A 22,839-nucleotide genomic window follows, 5' to 3' on the forward strand; every position below is an offset into this window, starting at 1 on the left:
ACGACCCCAGCGCCTTGGCGGCCCTGTTGAAGCTGCCGAGGTCGGCAACGATGACGAAACTGCGCATGAGGAGCAGACGGTCCATGGCGTTCCTCCGGTCGTCCACGGCACCGGCGTCCTCCGGAGCCGTGTCGAAGATGGGGCGATGCGGTCGGGCGTGGCAGGTCGGCGTGACGTTTACGGTTACTAGATCGATTCAGTAACCGTCATATGGCCTCGCCGGCCAGACCGCCGCTCACGTCGTTGACCACACGCGCACCCGCCTCGACGGCGGCCCGGGCCACAGGTGCGTGCAGGGTGTCGATGCTCGTGCACACGCCGGCCCGGGCAAGTGCGCGCACCACCGGGACGGTCCGGGCGAGTTGCCCTCCAGTCCGACGGGGTGCGCCCCCGGACGGATGGATTCGCCGCCCACGTCCACGATGTCCGCGCCCTGAGCCGCGAGCCCCAGTCCCCGGTCGATGGCGCGCCGGGGGTCGGCGTACGGGCCCCGTCGGAGAACGAGTCGGGCGTGACGTTGAGGATCCCCATGACCAGGCATCGGCCGGGCCGGGGCAGCCCTTCGAGTTCGGTGCGCGTTCCCGCCCGCCCGGCGTAGACGTCCTGCATGGTTGGCATCGGTGACAACCTCCTTGATCCCGCGTCCCGCCGCGAGAAAGGAATCCTAAATCGATTAGGTCGTCAGGTTACAGAGGAAAGCTAAATCGCTCTAGTGCCTGCGGGTGACTGTCTTCGCGATCGTCGGCACGCTCTCCCACGGGTGAACCACTCGACCACCCGACCGTGCGACGCCTCGCCCCCGGCAGAGCCCCCGATCTGCCGCCCCGCTCGGCCACCGCGAGTCCGGCCGGCAACGAGCGGCCACCTCGCCCGAACACGGCTGGAGACGCTCGACTCGGGCCCGCTTTATTCGGTTGCCGCTTCCCGTGCCCACCCTGCACCATGGGCGAGCCACCGGGAGCTGCCCGGTGCTCCACGAGAGGAGGCACGACCGTGACCACGACTGTCCTCGGCCTGCCCGCAGACCACCTCTCACCCACTTCATGGAGCACCTCCAGCGATGTCTCACGACGATCTCCCGCAGCACTCTCAACTCCCGGCGTTTCCTGACGACTTCAGCACCGACGCCCGCCGATCCGTCCCGCCGCCGGACGGACTGGGCGATGTCGACGACCGGTTCGTCTTCGACTTCCGTGTCTACGACGACGACCTCGCCGACGGCCGGCGCTGGTCGACCTGGCTCAGCGTCGAACCCCTCTGCCGAGGACCCGAGCCGCTCCCGGACTGGGTGGTGACCTCGCAGGGCGCGATCGACACCGATCTCGGCGTCCTCAAGACCGGCAAGGAGGCCGACGTCCACCTGGTCGAGCGCGCCGACCCGCTCGCGCCCGACGCCGGCGTGGTGATGGCGGCCAAGCGGTACCGCTCCCCCGAACACCGGTCCTTCCACCGCGCCGCGTCCTACACCGAGGGCCGCTCGATGAAACGCTCACGTGACGAGCGGGCCGTCAAACGCAAGAGCACCTTCGGCAGGCAGGTCGCGGCCGGCGAGTGGGCGGTGTCCGAGTGGGGCGCGCTGGTGCGGTTCTGGAATCTCGGACTGCCGGTTCCCTACCCCGTCCAGATCGACGGCACCGAGATCCTGATGGAATGGATCACCGTCGCCGCCGAGGACGGCACCGCCCAGACCGCACCCCGGCTCGCCCAGACCCGGCCCGCACCCGAGCTGCTGGCGTCGTACTTCGAGCAGCTCACCGACGCGCTCGCGACCATGGTGCAGAACGGTCTCGTGCACGGTGACCTCTCGGCGTACAACATCCTGGCGGCGGGCGAGCGGCTGGTGATCATCGACCTGCCACAGATCGTCGACCTGGTCGGCAACCTCAACGGGATGACCTTTCTCGAGCGCGACTGCGCCAACATCTGCGGCTGGTTCCGCTCACGGGGCCTCGATGTCGACGAGCACGAGCTGTTCGCGGAACTGATGGCGCACGCCTTCTGACCGAACCGGGCGACCTGCCGGCCTTCTCCGCACCTGCGCGATGGTCACGGCTTGCCCTGATCGGCCGGTTCGGCTTCGGGACATGCCGGCATCCGGCAGATCGAGCAGGCACCGCCGATGGCGGAGTCGTTGTCGCCCGGCAGCCCGGGCTGGCCGCCGCAGCGAAGAGGCCGGGGGCGGGACGCGGGTGCGGTATGAGCAGCGGGCGTCAACCGTCGTTCGCGCTCAGACGGAACCTACCGCTGCACCCGCGCCCACTTCTCGCGCCTTGAATCGTTGTCGTTTCTCTTGACCTCAGTTCGGAGGGGGAAATACGGTTCCGGCACTTGCGGTGATTGAAACGATTCACCATCCAATATCTGCTCACCCGTGACCAGTTGGGGCTGAAGAACCATGCACGAGACCCACCCGCAGCGCGGCGGCACGACGCGTCGGTCGGTACTGACGGCCGGTCTGACGACGGGCGTGCTCGCGGCACTCGGTCCGGCGGCGGGCGCCGCAGCCTCCGAGGCGGCACGCTCCAACGCAGATGCGCCCACGCCGAGTTGGTTCGCCCAACCGGCCACGTCGGTCCGGCCCAGGTTCCGTTGGTGGTGGCCGGACGGCCTGGTGGACCCGGCGGAGATCGCACGGGAGATCGACCGGATGGCCGACGCGGGATTCGGCGGCGCGGAGATCGCGGCCGTCCACCACAGCATCACCGACGCCTCCGTGCTGGACACCGCCCACCACGGGTGGGGAAGCGCGGCCTGGCGCGACGGTGTGAAGGCCGCGCTGCGGCAGGCCGCGCGCCGCGGGCTGACCATCGACCTCACCCTTGGCCCGAGCTGGCCCGTCGCCGTACCGGGAGTGACTCCCGACGACGACGCCGCGGTGAAGGAACTCGCCTACGGCAAGGCCGCGTTGACCGGCGGCGCGCCCTACGACGGTCCGGTACCGGCGTCCGTCCACCCGGCCGCCTCCGGTGTCACCGTGCAGAAGCTCTTCGCCGTACAGGCCGCCCGCGTCAACACCGCCTACTCCAGCGGCAAGGCGACCGGCCTGGACGCCGACAGCGTCACCGATCTGACCGACCGGGTCTCGGGCGGCAATCTGAGCTGGACCCCGCCCGACTCGGGGACCTGGGTGATCCTGTCGTACTGGCAGCGCGGCTCGGGCCAGCAGCCTGAGGCGGGACCGCACTCCTCGCCCGCCGCGTACGTCGTCGACCACTTCAGCGCGGCCGGGACCGCGGCCGTCACCCGCTACTGGGACTCCACGATCCTCGACTCCACCCTCCGCGCACTCCTCGGATCGGCGGGCGGCACCTTTTTCGAGGACTCCGTGGAGCTGGAGACGAAGGGGTTGCAGTGGACGCCGGACCTGCCCGCCGCCTTCCGCGAACACACCGGGCGCGACCTGCTGCCGTATCTGCCGGCCGTCGTCCTCGACAACGGCAACCAGGTCTTCGCGTTCGAGGCCCTGCTCACCCAGGAGATCCGGCACGACTTCTGGGAGACCGTCTCCGGCCTGTTCAACGAGCACCACCTCGGTGCGCTCAAGTCATGGGCACACGGCCACGGCATGAAGCTCCGCTCCCAGCCGTACGGCCTCCAGACCGACGCCATCGCCTCGGCGGCCGTCCTCGACGTCCCCGAGGGCGAGTCACTCGGTTTCAAGAACCTCGACGACTACCGCTGTCTGGCCGGCGGACGTGACATGGCCGGAAGCCGCGTCCTGTCCTGCGAGGCGGGCGCGTACGCGGGCGGCGCCTACAACACCACGTGGGACAAGTTCCTGCGCACCATGGGCGGCGCGTACGCGGCGGGTGTCAACCAGACCGTGATCCACGGCTTCTCCTACGCCACCGCACCGGGCGTCGGCTGGCCCGGCTTCGCCGCGTTCAGCCCGTACAGCGGGGCCCCGGGATACGGCGAGTCATGGGGGCCGCGGCAGCCGACCTGGCGCCACGTGCCCGACATCGCCGCCTATCTCGGCCGCGTCCACGAGGTGCTCCAATCGGGCACCGCCCGCGTCGACATCGCCGTCTTCCGGCAGACCGGCTACACGGCGACCGGCATCGGGGCGTCCTGGCTGACCTCGACGGGCATTCCGCTCGGCTGGACCCACCAGTTCCTGAGCGGACCACTGCTCGACCTGCCCACGGCCAGAGTCTCCGGCCAGCGCCTGGCACCCGACGGACCCGCCTACAAGGCCCTGTTCCTGGAAGGCGACTTCTTCTACGGCTCCAACCCCACGCTCGCCGTCGCCGACGCCCGCAGACTCCTGAAGTTCGCGCGCGCCGGTCTGCCCACCGTGCTCCTCGGCGCCTTCGACCAGGCGCTCACCCCGGGTCTCCCCGACAACGGGGAGCAGGCCGAACTCCGTTCCCTCACAGCCCAGTTGCTCGCCCTGCCGAACGTCCGCCGGATCACCGACAAGACCCTGGTCGGCGCGGCGTTCGCGGAACTCGGCGTGACCTCCGACGCCGTCCACTCCGTGCCGTCGACCCTGCTGAACGCCCACCGGGTCACCGACGACGCCGACTTCTACTACCTGTGCAACGGCAAGCACGCCGAAACCGTCAAACCGGCCGTCGCCCTCATCGACCACGACGTCACGCTGCGCGCCACCCACCGCAATGCCTCCGGTGCCGTCCCCTACCTGCTGGACCCGTGGAGCGGACGGGTCAGCCGCCTCGCCCAATACGCCCAGGACGGCGACGTGTTCACCTTCCGGGTGACGCTCCAGCCGGGCGAGACCCTCGTCGTGGCGCTGAGCGCCCCGGGGCTGTTCGGCGACCGCTGCGGCAGCCGTCCGCACGCGGTCGCCACCGACGCGGACAGTGCACTCTTCGCGGACGGATCACTGGCTGTACGCGCCTTCACGGCCGGGACCCGCACCACCACCCTGTCGAACGGCCGCAAGGTCACCACGAAGATCCCCGAGGTCCCGGCGCCGGTCACCCTCGACCAGTGGACGCTCTCCGTCGACGACTGGCAGCCCGGCAACACCACGACCACCACCACGATCGTCACGCACACCCTCACGCTCGACGCCCTGCTGCCGTGGTCGCAGCTCCCCGAACTGGCCGACGTGGGCGGCATCGGCCGCTACCGCACGACGCTCACGCTGCCGGACACCTGGACCTCCGGCACGGGAGCCCTGCTGGAGCTGGGCAGTGTCAGCGACACCTGCCGTGTCACCGTCAACGGGACACGGCTCGACCCCGTCGACCGGCTCAACCCCGTGGTGGACCTCGGCGGACAGCTGCACCGCGGCGCCAACAACATCGAGATCGAGGTGGCCACCCCGCTGTTCAACCGGCTTCGGGTCAGCAACGCCGCAGTGTTCGGCACGTCCGCGAGGCAGAACTACGGTCTGGTCGGGCCGGTCCGGCTGACGCCGTACGTGCAGCGGACGGTGGCCTGATCCCCGGCGCGGACGCCGCCGACTGCGCTGACCCCGGCGGCGCGGCTCCCGGCAGCCGTCGTGGAAACAGACGGCTGCCGGGGAGAAGCCCACGGCGTCCACGACGCCGGGCCCGGCGCGGGAAATCTCGTGCGATCGGGGGTCAGGGAGCGATCCCCACGCCGTCGATCCGGCTCCACGCCCGCTCCTGCTTCGCAGTCATGGCGGGCCAGGCGAGCCCGCCCGGCCGGGGTCGGATCCGGGCGGCGTACGGCGCGGGGTGGTAGGCCGGGGCGTAGAAGCAGCCGCTGCCGTACGTTCGGTCGAAGTCCGCGCAGGCAGCCGCGATCGAGCGTGGGGTCGGCTTGCGTCCATGACGCACCCAAGTGTCCAGCGCGGCAATCGAGTCGGCGTACTCGGAGTCGCTCAGCGCGCTGTGCTCGGCCTCGGTCGTGAAGGTCTGGACGAGGTTGCCGCCCCGGCCGGCCCCCTGGAGAGTGGCGCGGTAGGCCGCCTCCTGCTCGACGAAGGCGATCGGGTCGTCGATCGCGTGCAGATTGAGGACGGGGATGGAGACCTTGCCGGTCAGGTCGCTGCCGTAGGAGAGGTCGCGGCGCGCGGTGGGGTCGGCAGAGAACCGTTCGACGCCCGCGATGAGCGCCTTGTCGTCGTGCGAACCCGAGTACCACACGCCCCGGTTGCTGAAGGGGTTACGGCCGCCGAGCCGGGTCGACACGATGTCCCGGAACGTGAAGGTCGCGAACCGCAGATGTGACTCCAGCGAGCGCTCCGGAGTGCGGGTGACGGCGAGGATGTCGTCGAGGTGGCGCTGTCGCAGCGCGGTCCGCTCCGCGGGGGCGGAGGCGAATCCGGTGCGCTCCTGAAGGCGGGCGCGGAGTCCGGCGCTCGTCATGGTGGAGTCCGCGCGCAGCCCCTGCCACAGCGGGTACTGCGGTTCGCTCGGGCGGGGGTGGTTGTGGCAGTAGTACTGGTAGACCACCCGCAGGTCGACGCGGTAGTCGTAGCCGCGCGAACCGCCGCCGAGGACGCCGCTCGTGAGCAGCGCGCCGTCGTGAGCGGCTCCTGTGGGTTCGCTGTGCGAATTTGCCCTGCGAACGGTGATGCTGGGAACCGCCCCACTCGGGGACTACCAGTCGATCATTGCGTTCATAGTGTTCGCCTGCTCCACGCGAGACGTCCCGTCCGACCGGCACCGCGCCGGGCCGGGTCCGGACCGGCGCTGTGCGGCGGCCGGTCGCCGCAGCGCACCGCTCAGTTGAACATGCGCCAGGTGTACGTCACGCGGTAGTGCCCGCCGAAGCCGCGGTAGTCGGCGGATGCCGCCGCCGTTTCTGGCTTGCCGTCCCAGCGGCCGGTCAGTGCCGGGATGATGGTGCTGAGGGTCACGGGCGCGAACACGTCGTCCTCGACGATGCCCTTGAGTTCGTCGAAGGCCCAGCCGACGGCAGCGCCGACCGCCATGCCGATGAGGACGCCGAGCACTCCGCCCGAGGCGCCGATCGCCCCGCCGACGGCAGCGGCGAGATAGGCGGCCACCTTCGTCCTGACCATGTCGAGCAGCCGGTCGACGTAGGTGGCTAGCCCGCCGAAGTCGATCTCCGCGAGCACCAGCGTGACGAAGTACGACTTCGGGTAAGTGGTGCCTCCCTCGTCGAGGTTGAACCAGTGGAACTGCTTCGGCGGCGCGTACGTCTTGACGTCTCCGTCGTCGAAACTGCGCACGTCGAACGGGCTGATCTTCAGGGCGTCGCCGCTCTCGTCCACGCTGGTCCCTGCGAGAGAGATCTCGTCGGAGCCCAGTTCCGACGTCTCTGCCAGGCACTTCACACTGTGGATGCGCAGTTCCAGCTTGTGCAGCGCGGACGGTACGGCCGCCGCCCCCGGGCCGGCCTGCGGTTCCTCGGGGAGGAGGAACGGCAGCTTCTTCAGTTCGTCGGCCGGGAACTTCAACCGCTCGGGGAAGGGCATCCGCTGGATCTGCGCGTCGACCGAGGCCGGCGAGCGCAGGTCGACCCGGGCCAGGTCGCCCAGGCGTCGGGCCCGGCCCGCCACGTCCTTGAGGTCGGCGACGACCGAGTCCGCCGCCCGCTTCTTCTTGTCGTCGGACAGCCGGTCGAAGCGCTGGGCCAGCAGGTGTTCCGCGGCGCCCTTGTCCTCGGGCATCGGATACCTGGCGGGCTCGGCGTGGTGCGCGGCGACCTTCTCGGCGGCGAGCCTCAGCTCTGCAACGACCCGTTCGGCCACCGCCTTCACTTTGGCGTTCGGTATGTCGGTCACTATCTGGCTGGTGTTGTCGGCCATGACAGTCGATCCCCCGGTTGATTTCGTGTGGTTGGGATTCCTTCGCATTCCTCCGCCACGGCCCTCGGGCTCACGAGGTGCGAAGTTCCACCGACGCTACGGCGCGCGCCGGACCCGGCACCCCGGGTACGGCACCGGGGGTATCCCTAGGAGCGGGGTTCGGGCGCGCCGGCCAGCCGGGCCGCGAGACGGGTGCGGGAGTCCACGCCCAGCTTCGGGAAGATCCGGCCCAGGTGGTACTCGACGGTCTTGACGCTGATGACGAGTTCGCGCGCCACCTGCCGGTTGGTCAGCCCGGACGCCACCAGGCGGGCGACGGCACGCTCCTGCGGGGTGAGCCCCGCCAGGTCCGGCGGCCGCTCGTGCCCGGCGGCGGGGCGCAGCCCGCACGCGGCCAACTCCCTGTCGCAGCGCTCCAGATCGGGCTTCGCCTGCAGGGGTACGAGGAGGTCGCGGGCGCTCTGCAACTGCTCGCCCGCCACGGTGCGCTTTCCCGTTCGCCGCAGAAAACCGCCGTAGGCGAGGTGCAGCAGGGCCCGGTCGAAGGGGGCCTCGACATGGGCGGAGTGCCTGAGGCCCAGCCGGAAGGCGCGTTCGGCGGCTTCGGTGTCGCCACGCGCGGCCTCCAGCGTGCCGCGGGCGCGGGCGGCGACGAGCAGCGCCTCGTGATGACCGCGCCGGGCGGCCAGCACTTCGTACGGGGCGAGTATCCCTGCGGCGCGCTTCTCCTCGCCGAGGGCGGACCACGCGTCGGAGAGAAGGTCGGCCCACGGCACGGTTCCGGGCTCTTCGAGGGAGCCGCGCGGGCCGAGGGCGAGCAGCGGATCGAGGGCCACGGCGACGCCCTCCGGATCGCCCTGGGCGCGGGCCAGATACCCCTCGGCGAGCGCTGCCGCCAGCGCCGGACTCACATGATTGCCTCCGGCGTAGGCGCGAACCACGCACGCGTGTGCCTGCGCCTTGGTGAACTCGCCGCGTGCCGCGCACAGTTGGGCTGCCAGTGTCCTGCTGTGCAGGGCGATGTGCGGCTGATCGGTGTCGGCGGCGAGCGACAGGGCGAACTCGGTGTGGACGAGTGCGTCGTCCCAGCGCCCCACGCGATATTCGGCGGAGGCGAGCCCTGTCGCGGCGACCACCCGGAAGGAGGCGGCCCGCCCGCGACAGGCGCCGAACACCCCGCTCAAGTCCCTTACGGCGCCGGTGAGATCGCCGACGAACGGGCGCAGGTTCCCACGGCCCAGGAGGTGCTCCAGCTGCGCGGGGGACGCGAGGACCGGATCGGGCAGCGGGCCGAGCTCCGCCAGGGTGTCCGCGGCCCGTCCGCTCATCGCGAGTCCGATCAGGCGCAGGTAGCGGATCATGTCGGTGGCGGTGTCGTCCGGCGCGAGACGCAGGGCCAGATCCGCCCATTCGGCCATCTCGGCTCCGTGCGACATGCTGCCGTGCAGTGCGGCGAACTGCCCCGCGATCCGCGCCCCCAGCAGAGGCTCGGCCTGCGGGTCGCAGCGGTGCCAGGCATCCGTGAGCAGTGCCTCGGCGCGCCCCACGTCGAACAGGCTGAGCCGCCCCAGCAGGTAGCTGCGCCATCCGCCGGGCGCGAACTGCCGTATCCGTTCGGCAACTTCGCCCACGTCCGGTACGTCCCCCGCGAGCAGTCGGCACTCCACGGCTTCGAGCCAGCACCGCTCCCGGACCTCGGCGTCCGCGCTCAGCCGGGCTGCCGCCTCAAGTTGTCCCGCCGCGCCGGCCCAGGCGCCCTCGGCGGCGAACTTCCGCCCCAGCGAGGCCAGTTCGGCGACCAGCTCCTCGTCGGGGCCGACCGCCGCGAGCGCCCGGTGCCGTAATCGCTGCGCCTCGTCCGTGACGACGGCGGCGGCCCGCAGATGCAGCGCGGCTCTGCGCGCGGGACCGAGCCAGTGGTACACGGCGGCGTGCACGAGGGGGTGCGGGAACCGGATGTCCGGATCACCGGCCGCCTCGGCCAACAAGCCTGCGCGCACTGCCTCTTCGAGAGCTGCAAGAGCATCACCGCCGTCGGCGGCTCTTCGCGGGTTCTCGTCGGCCACCGTCCATGCTTCGGCGAGCCCGCAGTGCGCGCCGAGCACCGCCGCCGCGCAGACCAGGGCCTCGGTCGGCGCGGCGATCGCATCGAACCGGGCCAGCACCAGCGCGGTGAACGACTTGGGTACGGGCGGCGCGACATCGGTCCGCGCCAGCGCCTCCAGCAGCCCGGGGCCCTCCTGCTCCAGCAGGGCCCTGACGTGGAGGGGGTTGCCCCCGGTGTGCGCGTACAGCCGGTCGGCGGCCCTGGCCGTCAGCGCGGTTGTGCCCAACTCGGTTCCCAGTCGCCGCAGTTCGGTGGGCGCGAGCCCGTCCAGCCGGACCCGCACGACGTCGTCAGCGGTGAAGCACCGCCGCAGTCCGTCCGGCAGTCGCGCGTCGTCGATGTCCCGCACGACCACCAGCACCAGCACCCGGTCGGCCCGCAGCCGCCGTACGGCGAAGGTGAGCGCCTGGAGAGACGCGTGGTCCGCCCACTGGGCGTCGTCCACCACCACGACGACCGGTTCGGCCGCTCCCTCGGGCTCCTGGTCCGTCTCCTGTGCCTCGTCCCACGCCTCCAGCAGTTCCGCCCCGGCCGCCGAGGCGTCCGTCCAGCGGATCCGGGGCCGCAGCAACTGTGCCAGCACGCCGAAGGCCAGTTCGGACTCGGCCTCCTCTCCGGCGGCCCGCAGCACCTGCCCGGCACCGCCCAGGAAGTGACGTACGAGGGCGGTCTTGCCGATCCCCGCCGGGCCCTCGACGAGAACACGTACGGGGACGCCGGCCCGTGCCCGCTTCAGGGCGCCGGCCAGCAGCGCGAGGCTCTCCGCGCGTCCGACGAACACGCCCTCCGGCCCTGGCCCAACAGTGGGACCCGTATGGTCCACCTCGGCTCACCCCTCTCGGCCGCCCCCTGCGAGCATCGTCCTCAGGAAGGCGCGGGCAGTCCAGGTGCCGGACTCCCTGAGCCCAACAGGCCTGCCGAATGGGTGAGTTCGGCCAGCCTCACCGCCGTTCTCCCGCCCGTCGCCCTCCCGACGTCACCGGGGTGCGGGCAGCGGTTGCGGAGGGGCGTCCGCCTGTTGGAGTTCGGCGAGGATCTGGTTCTGGCCGGTGAGGAGTTCGGTGAGGATACGGCGCGCGGCACGCAGGAGATCGGCGACGTCTCCGCCGGCGAGTTCGTAGCGGACGGTGGAGCCCTCCCGCGTGGAGACGACGATCCCGGAGCGTCGCAGGACGGCCAGTTGCTGCGACAGGCTGGAGGGTTCGATCTCGATGTCGGCGAGCAGGTCCCGCACGGACACCGGACCGTGCTGGAGGAGTTCCAGGACCCTGATGCGCACGGGGTGGCCGAGCATGCGGAAGAAGTCTGCCTTGACCTGGTAGAGGGGGACCTGCATGGATGCTCGCTCCTTGCCGGGTTGTTCGACTGCAGCCGCCGGGATGTGGCGGTACCCGAGAGTGCCGCCACATCGCAGGCCGCCCTCGGAAGCCGATCCTTCACGTCTCGGTCCCCGCACAACCGCACATTGCGACCATACAGATATGGCGAGTTGAAGAAGTCTTCACATCATGGGCGTACGTGATTCCCGCATGCCGGGACGGGCTAGATCTCGATCTGTGCCTCCACGCGTTTGAGTTGGTGGCGGGCCATGGCCAGGTTCGAGCGGGCCTTGTCGAGCACGAGGTACAGGAACAGGCCGTTGCCGTCACGTCCGGTGATCAGCCGGATCAGGTGGTACTGGCTGTCCAGCGTGATCAGGATGTCCTCGATCTGGCCCTTGAGGCCCAGCTGTTCCATGGTGCGCACCTTGGCCCGGATCACATCCGTGTTGCCGGCCGCGGCGACCGTCAGGTCCAGGGTCTTGCTGCCGCCCAGCGTGCCCAGCGCCATGCCGCTGGTGTAGTCGACGACCGCTGCCCCCATCGCCCCCTCGATGCCGGCCATCATCTCTTTCAGCGACACTTCGACACTCGCCACGATGCCTCCCCTTGCGTTCCGTTGACTGCGGCGGACCGGCGCTGCCGACCGCCTCTCCGTCCGGACCGTACGCACGCGGCCCTCCCCCGCGGACAGTCTGTTCGAGACCGACTCCAGACGATCGAACAACGGCGCGACAGGATCTGTTGATGGACCGGAACTGCCGTGCCCGGTACGAAAGTTGACGGATCCCCGGTACGGGCCGCGTGCCGCGATCGGGCGACCCGCGAGCTTGGAGGGACCTTGATGTGTCGCTGCTCCGGGGGCACGCCTGCGCCGCGGCCGGCGCGTCCGCCGGGGGCTGGAGCCGGTCTTCTCCGGCAAGGTGCGGCTGAGAACGCGGGAGACGGGCGACTGGACCGCGCCGGCGTGCGCAGCGTCGCGAGAGCAGTGTCCGAGGCAGTCACCGCCGAAAGGCCCGACCGGCCCGCATGGCCGCCACCCGCCGATGGGCGGCGGTGTACTCTCCGCCCTTGGGCGCGCACGGGATCACCCACGACTGGCTACCGGGCAACGCCACACCGTCTCCCCCGCCCGGCCGAGATCCGCAAGCACCTGCGCCGGTCCCGGCCTGCGGCTAGCTCTGACCACATAGGTTCACCGGGCTGACGGTTCCGGCGGTTGGATCGGCCGCGAGGCGTTACCGTGCCTGCTCGCCCGTCGCGGCGTCACCTTCCAGCCCACCAAGACCTGGAAGGGGTCACCCGGACCGCAACGCCAAGCTCGACCGCATCGAGTACGTCCTGGCGCCTTCCCCGACCGCGTCTTCGCGTTCGACGAGTCGTGGTCGACAACGTCGTACGGCAGGGCCAGGTCGCCGACGCCCACAGCACCTCGCCGGACGTGGTGGGCAGCCGGGCCGTGATCGAACTGATCGGCAGCCACGCGATGTTGACCGGCACGGCGCTGCAGACGGTGGGCAGCAAGGGCCACGACGGCTTCGCGCTGGCGCGCGTGCTGGCGCAGCCCCCGGCCGCTCAGCTCTTCGGGGTGAGGTCGAAGGCGGGGTAGGACGGCGTGGACAGCCCGAAGCCGGACGACGGGTAGCCGGACGGTGCGGGGGACGCCGTGGGGATGCCGTTGTCGTCGCAGAGCTGGGGCGCGGAGGGCGCGAACACGTGGTAATCGACCACGCGCTTGGTCGGGAAGGTGACGTCGTCGCCGACGATCGTGTTGCCCGTGCTGATCTTGGTCGGCAGTTCGCGGTTCTTGAGCGGTGTGCCGACGTAGATCGCCTCCAGGAAGCCGTCGCAGGGGCCGGCCTTGGCCGAGGCGAAGCCCTTCGGCGGCTTCACGTCGTGGACCTTGCGGCCGTCGATGTGCAGTTCGGTGCGCTTGAGGGACTGCAGGGCGTAGTCGTAGTTCACCTCCCTCGAAAGCGGATCGGCGGCCGACGTGGCGCTGGACGGGCGGTAGTTGACACGCCAGTACTGGACCTGGACGGTCACCCGGTCGCACAGGGGCCCGTCGAAGCCGGGCATGGACTTGGGGAACCGGACCTCTCCCGGGCCCAGGGCGGGCGTGCCGACCTGCCCCCAGTCGACCCAGTCCACCGCCTTCGCCGTACTCCACTTCGCGTTCGGATGGCAGCCGGCCGCGTTCGTGGGGTAGACGTCCGACGGTTTGACCGCAGGGGTGGGCGAGGCCGTCGAAGGGGCGGTGGCCGGGGCCGCCGCGGTCGTCGTCGCGGAGGGGCTGGAAGCGGCGTCGTCACCGCCCCCGCCGGAACAGCCGGCGGCCGCCAGCACCGCCGCAACGATCATGGCCGCACGAACCCGTCTGTGCGCAGTGGCCATCCCGCTTTCCCCCCGTCCGCCCGATGGACAATCATGCTCCCAGGTGAAGTTGCCCGTCGGCCATGACGCAAAACTCACGTTTCGCGGGGTTCGAAGCGGGCGGCGGGTCCTCAGGGCGATCATCGCAAGGTAGATCATCGCGGCAGAGCGGGCCGGGAGGGTTTCGCAGTCGCGGGCCGGCGGCGGTGGTACACACCACCGCCGGCCCTCCGTAGAAAACGGGCAATGCACCCTGCACCGGTTCTGGCACCCGGACGACGTGTCAGTTCCCACCGCGGGACCGTCGGGAGAGCGCCGGGGCCGTACCACCCAGCCATCAGCAGCGCGCCGGCCGCCCAGGCGATCCAGCCGCCGCCGAATCCGGTGTCGGCCAGCGGTCCGGACCCTGCGGAAGGGCCGCCCGAAACGGAGCCGGACGCTCCGGCCGCGGAGCCGCCCTGCGCCAGCCGCAGGGTCAGCGCCGCGCTGCCGGTGGAGGCGTCGGGGTCGAGCCCCTTCATGACCTCCAGCGTGCGGACCTGGCCCGTGGAGACGGCCGGAGTACGGGGGCCGATGGCGACGGTGAACGACAGGACGTGCCTGTCCCCGGGGCAGGGTCGCCGAAGTAGCACTGGTAGGAGGACCGGCCCATCCGGGGGCCGGGCTCCGACCCGTCGTCCGTGGGCGGCGGCTGGCAGTTGTCCGGGATCTTCGTGGCCTTCGTGCCCGACGGCAGCTTGACGAGGACCGGGAGGAAGGCGTCGTCGTCGAGGAGGTCCTCCACCACCGCGCCTCCAGTGATCGGAACGGACGTCACCGCACATCCAAGCCACGACTACCAACCCGGCGAACCTACGCGGTCACAGCACCAGCCGAACCGTGCATGCCCCTGCCGACCTGTCACGACACCCGGAGCCCGCTGGAACCGGGAGGCCCGCGTGCCGTGTCCGCCCCTCTTGGCCCGGGCCGTCAGCCGGCCGCCCGTGTCGAGGAGACCGCCGTGCGGGCCGCGCGTTCGACCGCCGTGATGCCGCCTGCCATCGACGCGTTGCCGGCGGAGAGGACCGCGACGAGGTAGTGGTGCGTTCCCGAGGTGACCTCTCCGACGCTGTTGATGTCCCACAGACCGGTGGTGCTGCGTTGCAACCAGCCGTTCTTGAGCGCCCATCCCGAATCGGAGGCCGCGGAGACGCCCTATGACTGTCCGGCGGCGATGCGGGTCATCAGCGTACGGATGTAGGTCCGGGACGCCTCGGTCAGCGCGGAGCCGCTCGCGGACGAGGTTCCGCCGTCGGCGAAGACCGCCTGCAGCAGCCGGATCTGGTCGGTCGCCGTGGTCTGCGTGAGTCCCCACAAGCCACCGGCTCCGCCCACGGTCGAGGAGAGACCGAGACGCTTGTCCGCCGCCTCCAGGCCGGGTGCCTGGCCGATCCCGCGCCAGAGTGCGTTCGCCGCGTCGTTGTCGCTGTTCTCGATCATCGCCGTGGCCCGTGTGCGTTCCTGCTGGGTGAGACCGCGTCCGGCGTCCTGGGCCTGGAGGAGCAGCGTGGCGAGGATGTCGACCTTGATGATGCTGGCCGTGTCGTAGGGGACGTCCTTTCCGCGCACCTGAGGCTCCGAGGCGGGGTGGTCCAGGTCCAGCACCGCGGTCGTCACGCGTGCCGCACCCGTCGCGGTCGTCCGCGCGGTGCCCGCTCCGGAGCTCGTTGGCGTCCCGGTGACGGCAGCCGCGGCGGGACCGGCCGCGGCGGCCGCGAGAAGGGTGGACACAGCGCCGGTGAGGAGCGCCGCGCGGAGGCCGACATGCCTGCCGCGTCGGCCGAGCGTACTCGCGGTCGGCGTGGTCTGTCGGGGATTCGGTCGGTACGACATGGAGCCTCGGCGGTTCGGGGGCGGGGGCACAGAGCTGCGAACGTAGACGAGGCGGCCGTTCCGTGACGTGACCAGTGCCACGAAAGATACCTATAGGCACGATTTGTGAGGATAGCCACAACTCGCGGACCGCCCGGGATCGGGCTAGCGCCCCCACCAGCACTGCTTCGGACTACCGCCTCCCCCTCGGCCTCTCAGGACCTTCGGCTACTCGTCGGCGCGGACTGCGGCAGACGGGGAGCAAGGGCCGGCATGCCTGGAATCGTCAGGAGTGCGAGCGCCGCGAGGACGAACCATGGGGCCGCGCTCGACACCTCGGACAGAGCGGAGAACAGCAGTGGGGCTACGACTGTCGTGATCGCGAAGGAGTACTGGAAGACGGCCATGTGCCGCCCGCGGAGGTCAGCAGGCGCGGCATCGGCGGACAACGCGTTCGACACCGGAGAATGCATGAGCTGAGCCGCTGAATAGCACACGGCCACGGCGGGACACGGGACCCACAAACCTCGCGGCAACCAGAGCGAACCGGCCGTCGGGCACGCCCCCAAGGCCCACAAGACACCGGCCGGGCACAGCGAGACGTGCCGGGGCAGCGGGCGAATCAGGCGGACGACCTGCGTCTGGAGCACAGCTTGGACCACCGTATTCATGGCGCGCAGCGGACCGATCGCCCAGGTCGCGGACGGAGTCCGACGGTCGACGAACGGTGGGAGGCCATGCTGAGCATGAGGTCGCCCAAGGCGAACGCCGTGTTCAGCCCGACCAGGGCCACGCCCGCGACGATGATGCCGAACCGTCGCTCGCGGCAGTGCCGACCCGGCTGACGGTCGGACAAATCGCTGATCAGCGTGAAGGCGGAGGACCAGAAGGCCCGCTGCCCAGTGAGGCGATGGTCGCGGCGAGGAGAAGCACACCGGTGTTCCGGACCATGAGGTACCCCAGGAACCCCGCTGCCGGGAGCAGTTGCGCCACCAGCACGATCGGCTGGGGCAGGGACAGGGGATGAAGAAGCCGCTCACGACAGAATCGATCATCAGCACAAGGAAAACCGCGATCCCGGCCCTGCCCTGCCCTGCACACCGGGCGCCGGCCACGTGTCCGGGGACCCGCCCGCCGAACCAGCCACCGCGCAGTCCGTCTCCCCGAGCTTGTCAGGAATCCCCCTGCCTGCCTCGCGCGTGGGGCTGCCACTTCTGCCCCAATCCGTATGAGCCCACGGCGGAGTCGCTGTTCCGCTGCACGTGTTTCCGTGATCCGGGACCGGCAATCCACTGCGCACCGACTTCGGCAGACCCTTGCTCGAAAAAAGTCTGACCGGCAAGGCAGTAGAACCCCCTTCCGTGCACGTCTTTACGGGGGAACAAGGGAGGGCACTTTGAACGCCGACGATGAGCGCGAGTTCCGCGAGTTCGTGGCGGCACGGTCGAAATCGCTGCTGCAGACGGCCTACCTGCTGACCGGGGACTGGGAGCAGGGCCGCGACCTGGTCCAGACCGCGCTCGCGTCCACCGCCCGGCGCTGGTCGCGACTGCGCGACCGGCAGCAGCCGGAGACCTATGTGCGCCGGGCGATCTACCACGCCCAGATAGACCGCTTCCGACTGCTCAGTTGGGGCAAGGAGACCGTCACCGACACTCTGCCCGAGCCGCCCGCGCAGGCCGCCGACTGGGCCGACACCGTGGTCCAGCGGCAGGACATCATGGCCGCTCTACGACGTCTGCCCAAGCGTCAGCGCGCGGTGATCGTGCTGCGCTACTTCGAGGACCTGTCGGACCCCGAGATCGCCGAGATCCTGGGCATCGCCCAAGGCACGGTCCGCAGCCAGACCCACAAGGCCCTGACCGCCCTCCGCTCCGCCTTCGCCGAGGCGGGACCGGCGGCTGCTCCCTCCCCGTCCCCTGCCTCCGGAAGGAGCACCGTCGCATGAACGAGTCGGCCGAACACCCCCTGCGCCATGCCCTGCACGCCCATGTCCAAGAGAGCGGCGACGCCGCCGCCGGTCCTTACCTGGTCGCCCTGGCAGACGACGCGTTGCGGGTCGCCCGGCGGCGGCAGCGGCTGACCCGCGCCGGGGCCGGAGTCATCGCCGTCGCCGCGATCGCCACCGCCGGGATCGCCGTCGCGGACGGCGCGACCTGGGGCGCGCACCCGGTGCAGCCCGCCGTAGGAGGCGTCGGGAACGCCGAGCAGGCGGCCAGGCTCTCCATCCTGCCGGTCACGTCCGTCACGGAGCACGCCTGTGCCGCCGGCAGCGACGGCTACACCTTGCGCCTGCCCTCGATCGGCCCCGCGTCCTGCGTCCAGGTCGACCGGGCAGGCGGGATGACCGACGTCCGAGCCGTCTCCGCGAAGGCCCGCAGCAGCGCCGGCGAGTGGGAGGTCGTACTGACCCTGAGCTCCGCGGACCGGACCCGCCTCGCCGACCTCACCGGCACCATCGCCACGGCCCCGGCCCCGCGCAACGAACTGGCCGTCGTCATCGACGGCAAGATCCGGGACACGGCCTATGTAGCCGCCCCTCTCACCGAAGGCCGCTTCGCCGTCGTCGGTGGGCTCACCAGCGAATCCGCCCACAGCCTGGCCCTCCGTCTGGGAGCCCACAGGTGAGCCGGCAAGCCCTGTGGCCCGCGGCAGTACCCGACGCGGATGGTCGAGTAACCGCGGGTGGGCGGCTCGTGATGCACGCGGACCAGTACTCGAATGCTCCGGAGAGACGAACTGGCTTACGCGGCCGTACCGTTGGGACGTAGGTTGAGCGGCGGACACCGCACACCTCAGCCGAAGGACGAACGCTACCCATGCCAGACCAAGCAATGACGCCCGGACCGGCTGCACAGCAGAAGATCGACACATCGGTGCCGCACTCGGCCCGGATCTGGAACTACTGGCTGGGCGGCAAGGACAACTACCCCGTCGACGAGGAGGCCGGCGACGCGTACACCGCCGTCTTCCCCGGCATCGTCACCATCGCCCGCAGCAGCCGCGCCTTCCTGCGCCGCAACATCACGTACCTGGTCTCCGAGGCGGGCATCCGGCAGTTCCTGGACGTCGGCACCGGCCTGCCGACCGCTGACAACACCCATCAGGTCGCCCAGCGGATCGCCCCCGAGGCCCGGATCGTCTACGTCGACAACGACCCGATGGTCCTCGCGCACGCCCACGCCCTGCTCTACTCCACGCCGGAGGGGGTGACGGCCTACGTGGACGCCAACGTGACGGACCCCGACCGCATCCTGGCGGAAGCCGCCAAGACGCTGGACCTCAGCCGGCCCACCGCGCTCATCCTCAGCAACATCCTTGGCCATGTCGCCACCCATGACCAGGCGCGCTCCATTGTCACCCGGCTCATGGAGGCGCTGCCGTCCGGCAGTTACCTCTCCATCAACGACGGTTCGCGGGGCATCGACCCGGTCTTCGAGCAGGCCCAGGACGCCTACAACGAGAGCGGTGCCGTCCCCTACAACCTGCGCACCGTCGACGAGATCACGGCGTACTTCGACGGCCTGGAACTGGTGGATCCCGGTGTGGTCTCGGTCCCCCTCTGGCGCCCGGAGTCCGCCTCCCCGGCTCCGGTACAGATCGGCGAGCACGGCGGCCTCGCCCGGAAGCCGTGACACCCCGAGGCTGACTCCGAAGGCCGTACAGATCGATGTCGGCGGGGGCGCCGGTACCCGGTTCGTGCCGGGCCGGTTCCCCCGGCGGCTCGGAAAGCCGGACGGCAGTCGGTACCCCAAGCCGATCGGTCAGGTCAGGTCGAGGTGCGGTTCGAAGGCCCGCAGCAGGAGTGAGCGCATGCGGTCCGGCCGCATCCCGGTCGAGCCGGCGAGGATCTGCATCGCCAGGCCGTCGACCATCGCGGTGAACCGGTCGGCGAGGGCTCCGATGTCGGCCTCCGGTGACAGGTCTTCAGACCGGCACTCGTGCAGCAGGTCCACCACGACCCGGTACCAGCCCGAGTAGATCCGCCGCTGCGCGGGCCGCAGCCCGGGCTCCAGCATCGCCTGGTTCCAGAACTGGATCCATACCGACCACTCGTCGATGTCGTCGGCGGTGAGCGGGAGTTGGACCTCGATCAGGCGGCGCAGTTTGTCCCGCGCGGAGGTCGCCCGGCCGAACTCCTCGTCGAGCCGGGTGCGGAACCGCTGGGCGTAGTACTCCAGCGCCGCGTGCAGCGTGGCTTCCTTGCCGGGGAAGTGGTAGTGCACCGTCGCCGTGCTGGTCCCGCAGTAGCGGGCGATGTCCGAGACGCGCACGTTGTGGTAACCGCGGCGGGCGATGAGGACGGTCGCGGCCTCCAGGATCTGGTCCCGGCGTTCCTGTGCCGTCACCGGCTGCGCCCGGTCCCGCCCGGTGTCGGGCGGGAGTACGGGTTCCGGACCGGTTCCCTCGACGAGATACGCGGTGGAGACCCCGCACGCCTTCGCGATGGCGGCGATCTCCTCGTCCCGCAGCCGGCGCGTCCCGCGCAGCGCCTTGGACAGAGCGGTCGGGTCCATGCCGATCCGGTGGGCGAGTTCGCGCTGGGAGACGGCGGCGGCCCGGATCGCCGTACGGACGCGTTCCGGCAGATCGGCGGCGGTCGCGGCCGGCCGCTCTTCGGTGCTGGTCATAACCCGGTCAGTATGTCAGGCAAGGGGATTCACCCTGGATTTCGGGCACAGCCGTTCACCCCGGGTGGACGACGGTCGCCAGGGCGCCGATCACCTCGGCCGCGGCCCGCTCGCCCAAGGAGATCGCCCCGTCGATGTAGCCGTTCCACACCGAGGCGGTCTCGGTCCCCGCCCAGTGCACGAGCCCGGACGGCTCCCGTCAGCCGTCCCTGCCGTGCCGGGTCCAGCCGCCCGGGGTCACGAAGCACTCGTAGCCTCCGACGGTCCAGCCCTTCCGGGGCCAGATCCTCTCGACGTAGTCGACGGGCTGTCCGGCCCGGGGTCCGGCCACCGCGGACAGTGCGGCCAGCACCTCGTGGCGGCGCTCGGTGTCGGTTCCGGCGGACCAGCGGTCGAGCCGGTCGCCGTAGACGAAGGCGACGAGCACACCGCGCGAGGCGTCCTCCGGGGAGTTGTCGAAGACGACGCCGACCGGGCTGTCGCCGTGGAGCGTCGCGATGCCGGAGCGTCCCGCCGTACGCCAGAAGGGTTCCTCGCAGACGGCGTGCACCTTGGCCACCCGTCCCATCGGCGAGTGGCGCACCCAGCCGCGCCGGCCGACGGGGAGTACCGGGTGGAATGCGATCCGTTCGATCGCCGCCGGCGGCACGGCGACGACGGCTCGCCGCGCGCGGACGACGGCGCGGCCGGTGTACGCCTCCACGCCGTGCGCGGTCCGGTCCGGGGAGAGGACCGGTTCGCCGAGCCGGGCCCGTCCGCCCAGCGACTTCGCGAGCGCGTGGGCCACGGCGTCCGCCCCGTCGGAGAACCGGGCGTCCTGGGCGCAGCCGCGGGTCTCCATCAGCTGTTCGTAGCCGCCGCCCGAGGCCAGGTAGAAGAGCACGTGGAAGAAGGAGATCTCGCGCGGTTCGGCGCACCAGACGCCCTGGATCGCGAGCGCCAGGCGCTGGAGGGCGTCCGCGTCGTCGGTCTGCGCGCGGAAGAAGTCCTCGGCCGACAGCGCGTCGAACTCCGCGAACCGCGGGGTGGACCAAGGCAGTTCGAGGTCGACGGTGTGGGCGAGATCGTCGAGCAGGGCGGTTACGCGTTCGTACTCCTCGATGCCCGGTCCGGTGTCCGGTGCGCCGCCCTCGTAGTCGACGCGGGTGCCGTCGGCGCTGATCCCGACCTGTCGGCCGGTCTCCCAGGTCGGGAACGTGCGGCAGCCGAACCGGTCCGCGAGCGCGCGGTACCGTCGCTGGCTCGGCCCGGTCCACTGTCCTCCGTGGTCGATGCGCACGCCTGACGGGCTCACCTGGCTGAACACACGGCAGCCCACGCGGTGGTGAGCCCCGCGTATCCGGCGCCCACGACCACGACCTCGGTGGTCACGGCAGAAGTTTCGAGTGGAGTCACGCCGACTACCGCCCCGCAACATTGACTCACTAGTCAATAGACTCCACAAAATTGTGATCGAAGCCTTGACAGCACCTCCCGCCACAGCCGGTCCGACTCGCCAATCAGTCATTGCGTTTTCTTGTCGGCACCCGTAGAGCAGTAGATCGGGAGTGACAATGACCTCAGATTCGCAACTCCAAGTGCGCGAGGCCCGGACGGACAGGAGCCTGCGCTCCGGCGCGCTCTCCATGGCCACCAGCCTGATCCTCGCCGTGGCGTCCGCGGCGCCCGCCTACAGCCTCACCGCCACGCCGGCCCTCGTCGTCGGATACGTCGGCTTCCAGGCCCCGGCAGTGGTGGTGCTCGCCTTCGTCCCGATCCTGTTCGTCTCCTTCGGCTACGCCGCGCTCAACCGGCCCCGACTGCGGCACGATCTTCACCTGGGCCACGCGCTCACTGAACCCGAGCCTCGGCTTCCTCGGCGGCTGGGCGATCATCGCGTCCTTCGTCCTCGTGACAGGCAGCCTCGCGCAGGTCGCCGGACAGTACGTGTTCCTGCTGGCGGGCGCGGAGAACATCGGTTCCGATCCGGCGAACCGGCGGGTACTGCTTGCCGGACTCGGCTGGCTCGCGCTGATGACCCTCGTCTGCTACCGCGGTATCGAGATCGCGGCCGCGGTCCAACGCGCCCTGCTGTTCCTCGAGTTCGGCATGCTCGTGGCCCTGTCCGTCGTCGCGCTCGTCAAGGTGTACGCCGGCGACGCGCCGGCCGGGATCGGGCGGCCGAGCCTGTCCTGGCTCAACCCGCTCGAGGGCGCGTCCCTGAGTTCGTTCGTCAGCGCACTGGTGCTGATGCTGTTCATCTACTGGCGGTGGGAGACGGCGCTCACCGTCAACGAGGAGACCACCGACCGGCACCGCGTCCCGGGCCGCGCCGCGACCTGGTACACGGTCCTCCTTGTGGCCCTGTACCTCCTCGCCACGTTCGCCGCGATCTCCTTCGCCGGCATCGGCGACTCCGGGATCGGCCTCAACGACCCGGACAACTCCGGGGACGTCCTCTACGGCTTCGGCACCGCGGTGTTCGGGTCGAGCGGTTTCGGCTCGGTACTGTGGCACCTGCTGATCCCCATGGTCCTCACCTCGGCCGCCGCCTCGACGGAGACGACGGCGCTGACCCTGAGCCGCACCATGCTGCCGATGGGCGACCAGGGCGCCCTCCCCCGCGCACTGGCCCGGCTGCACCCGCGCTTCCGCATCCCGCACGTGGGCACGATCGCGGTCGGGGTCATCGGCGCGGTGGTGTACGTCGCGCTGAACTTCCTCGGCCACGGACTCGTCCTCGGCGACGCGGTGTCCGACTGCGGGGTGCTGACCGCCTTCCACTACGGAATCACCGGACTCACCTCCGCCTGGGTGCACCGCGCCGGGCCCCACGCCAGAGCGGCGCACGTCTGGCCGACTGTC

Annotated in this window: 12 protein-coding genes and 7 pseudogenes; 8 read left to right on the forward strand and 11 right to left on the reverse strand. The window is 70.7% G+C overall.

The window, feature by feature from the left end:
• Positions 1-85: LysR family transcriptional regulator (locus tag AB0I51_RS22355; RefSeq protein WP_362978006.1), on the reverse strand; the 85-nt coding region annotated here is incomplete at its 3' end.
• Between the two features lie 136 nt (positions 86-221).
• Positions 222-531 (reverse strand): annotated as a pseudogene (locus AB0I51_RS22360) (dihydropteroate synthase); the annotation flags it as partial.
• Positions 532-1,060: 529 nt separating this feature from the next.
• On the opposite strand from AB0I51_RS22360, the gene AB0I51_RS22365 reads away from it, so the two are divergent.
• Together AB0I51_RS22365 and AB0I51_RS22370 are read left to right on the forward strand one after the other, a co-directional pair.
• Positions 1,061-2,002, forward strand: a complete 942-nt coding sequence (locus AB0I51_RS22365; RefSeq protein WP_362977708.1) for an RIO1 family regulatory kinase/ATPase — start codon at positions 1,061-1,063, stop codon at positions 2,000-2,002.
• Positions 2,003-2,395: 393 nt separating this feature from the next.
• Positions 2,396-5,413 carry a glycosyl hydrolase gene (locus AB0I51_RS22370; protein WP_362977710.1) on the forward strand — a complete coding sequence of 1,006 codons (3,018 nt, stop codon included), beginning with the start codon at positions 2,396-2,398 and terminating at the stop codon, positions 5,411-5,413.
• A 142-nt stretch (positions 5,414-5,555) separates the two neighbouring features.
• Here AB0I51_RS22370 and AB0I51_RS22375 read toward each other — a convergent pair.
• The 5 genes and pseudogenes from AB0I51_RS22375 to AB0I51_RS22395 form a co-directional block, all read right to left on the reverse strand.
• Positions 5,556-6,470: pseudogene (locus AB0I51_RS22375) on the reverse strand (hypothetical protein); the annotation flags it as partial.
• A gap of 194 nt (positions 6,471-6,664) precedes the next feature.
• A complete protein-coding gene (locus tag AB0I51_RS22380; RefSeq protein WP_362977712.1) occupies positions 6,665-7,714 on the reverse strand; it encodes a hypothetical protein in 1,050 nt (349 codons plus the stop codon).
• 146 nt (positions 7,715-7,860) lie between these two features.
• The gene (locus AB0I51_RS22385) at positions 7,861-10,602 is read right to left on the reverse strand and encodes an AAA family ATPase (RefSeq protein ID WP_362977714.1); all 2,742 of its coding nucleotides are present in this window, start codon (positions 10,600-10,602) and stop codon (positions 7,861-7,863) included.
• A 195-nt stretch (positions 10,603-10,797) separates the two neighbouring features.
• Positions 10,798-11,157: a metalloregulator ArsR/SmtB family transcription factor gene (locus AB0I51_RS22390; protein WP_362977716.1), complete on the reverse strand. Its 360-nt coding sequence runs from the start codon at positions 11,155-11,157 to the stop codon at positions 10,798-10,800.
• A 206-nt stretch (positions 11,158-11,363) separates the two neighbouring features.
• Positions 11,364-11,738 carry a hypothetical protein gene (locus AB0I51_RS22395; RefSeq protein ID WP_362977718.1) on the reverse strand — a complete coding sequence of 125 codons (375 nt, stop codon included), beginning with the start codon at positions 11,736-11,738 and terminating at the stop codon, positions 11,364-11,366.
• Positions 11,739-12,363: 625 nt separating this feature from the next.
• On the opposite strand from AB0I51_RS22395, the pseudogene AB0I51_RS22400 reads away from it, so the two are divergent.
• Together AB0I51_RS22400 and AB0I51_RS22405 are read left to right on the forward strand one after the other, a co-directional pair.
• A pseudogene (locus AB0I51_RS22400) lies at positions 12,364-12,444 on the forward strand (IS630 family transposase); the annotation flags it as partial.
• A gap of 74 nt (positions 12,445-12,518) precedes the next feature.
• Positions 12,519-12,749: pseudogene (locus AB0I51_RS22405) on the forward strand (hypothetical protein); the annotation flags it as partial.
• Here AB0I51_RS22405 and AB0I51_RS22410 read toward each other — a convergent pair.
• Both AB0I51_RS22410 and AB0I51_RS22415 read right to left on the reverse strand, forming a co-directional pair.
• Positions 12,716-13,501, reverse strand: coding sequence for a hypothetical protein (locus tag AB0I51_RS22410; protein WP_362977720.1), 786 nt, complete (start codon positions 13,499-13,501; stop codon positions 12,716-12,718). The pseudogene AB0I51_RS22405 and the gene AB0I51_RS22410 overlap by 34 nt on opposite strands.
• A 981-nt stretch (positions 13,502-14,482) precedes the next feature.
• Positions 14,483-15,385: pseudogene (locus AB0I51_RS22415) on the reverse strand (serine hydrolase).
• Positions 15,386-16,760: 1,375 nt separating this feature from the next.
• On the opposite strand from AB0I51_RS22415, the gene AB0I51_RS22420 reads away from it, so the two are divergent.
• The 3 genes from AB0I51_RS22420 (at position 16,761) to AB0I51_RS22430 (ending at position 18,999) form a co-directional block, all read left to right on the forward strand.
• Positions 16,761-17,312 (forward strand): SigE family RNA polymerase sigma factor, encoded by a 552-nt coding sequence (locus AB0I51_RS22420; RefSeq protein WP_362977722.1) that lies wholly within the window; start codon positions 16,761-16,763, stop codon positions 17,310-17,312.
• Positions 17,309-17,992 carry a hypothetical protein gene (locus tag AB0I51_RS22425; RefSeq protein ID WP_362977724.1) on the forward strand — a complete coding sequence of 228 codons (684 nt, stop codon included), beginning with the start codon at positions 17,309-17,311 and terminating at the stop codon, positions 17,990-17,992. Before AB0I51_RS22420 ends, AB0I51_RS22425 begins: the two co-directional genes overlap by 4 nt.
• A 191-nt stretch (positions 17,993-18,183) precedes the next feature.
• The gene (locus tag AB0I51_RS22430) at positions 18,184-18,999 is read left to right on the forward strand and encodes an SAM-dependent methyltransferase (protein ID WP_362977726.1); all 816 of its coding nucleotides are present in this window, start codon (positions 18,184-18,186) and stop codon (positions 18,997-18,999) included.
• A gap of 129 nt (positions 19,000-19,128) precedes the next feature.
• On the opposite strand, the gene AB0I51_RS22435 is transcribed toward AB0I51_RS22430, so the two are convergent.
• A complete protein-coding gene (locus tag AB0I51_RS22435) occupies positions 19,129-19,995 on the reverse strand; it encodes a TetR/AcrR family transcriptional regulator (protein WP_362977728.1) in 867 nt (288 codons plus the stop codon).
• Between the two features lie 55 nt (positions 19,996-20,050).
• A pseudogene (locus AB0I51_RS22440) lies at positions 20,051-21,622 on the reverse strand (FAD-dependent oxidoreductase).
• A gap of 206 nt (positions 21,623-21,828) precedes the next feature.
• Here AB0I51_RS22440 and AB0I51_RS22445 point away from each other — a divergent pair.
• Positions 21,829-22,821: pseudogene (locus AB0I51_RS22445) on the forward strand (APC family permease); the annotation flags it as partial.
• Between the last annotated feature and the right edge of the window lie 18 nt (positions 22,822-22,839).

It is taken from the genome of Streptomyces sp. NPDC050549 (assembly GCF_040655035.1).
Lineage (GTDB): Bacteria > Actinomycetota > Actinomycetes > Streptomycetales > Streptomycetaceae > Streptomyces.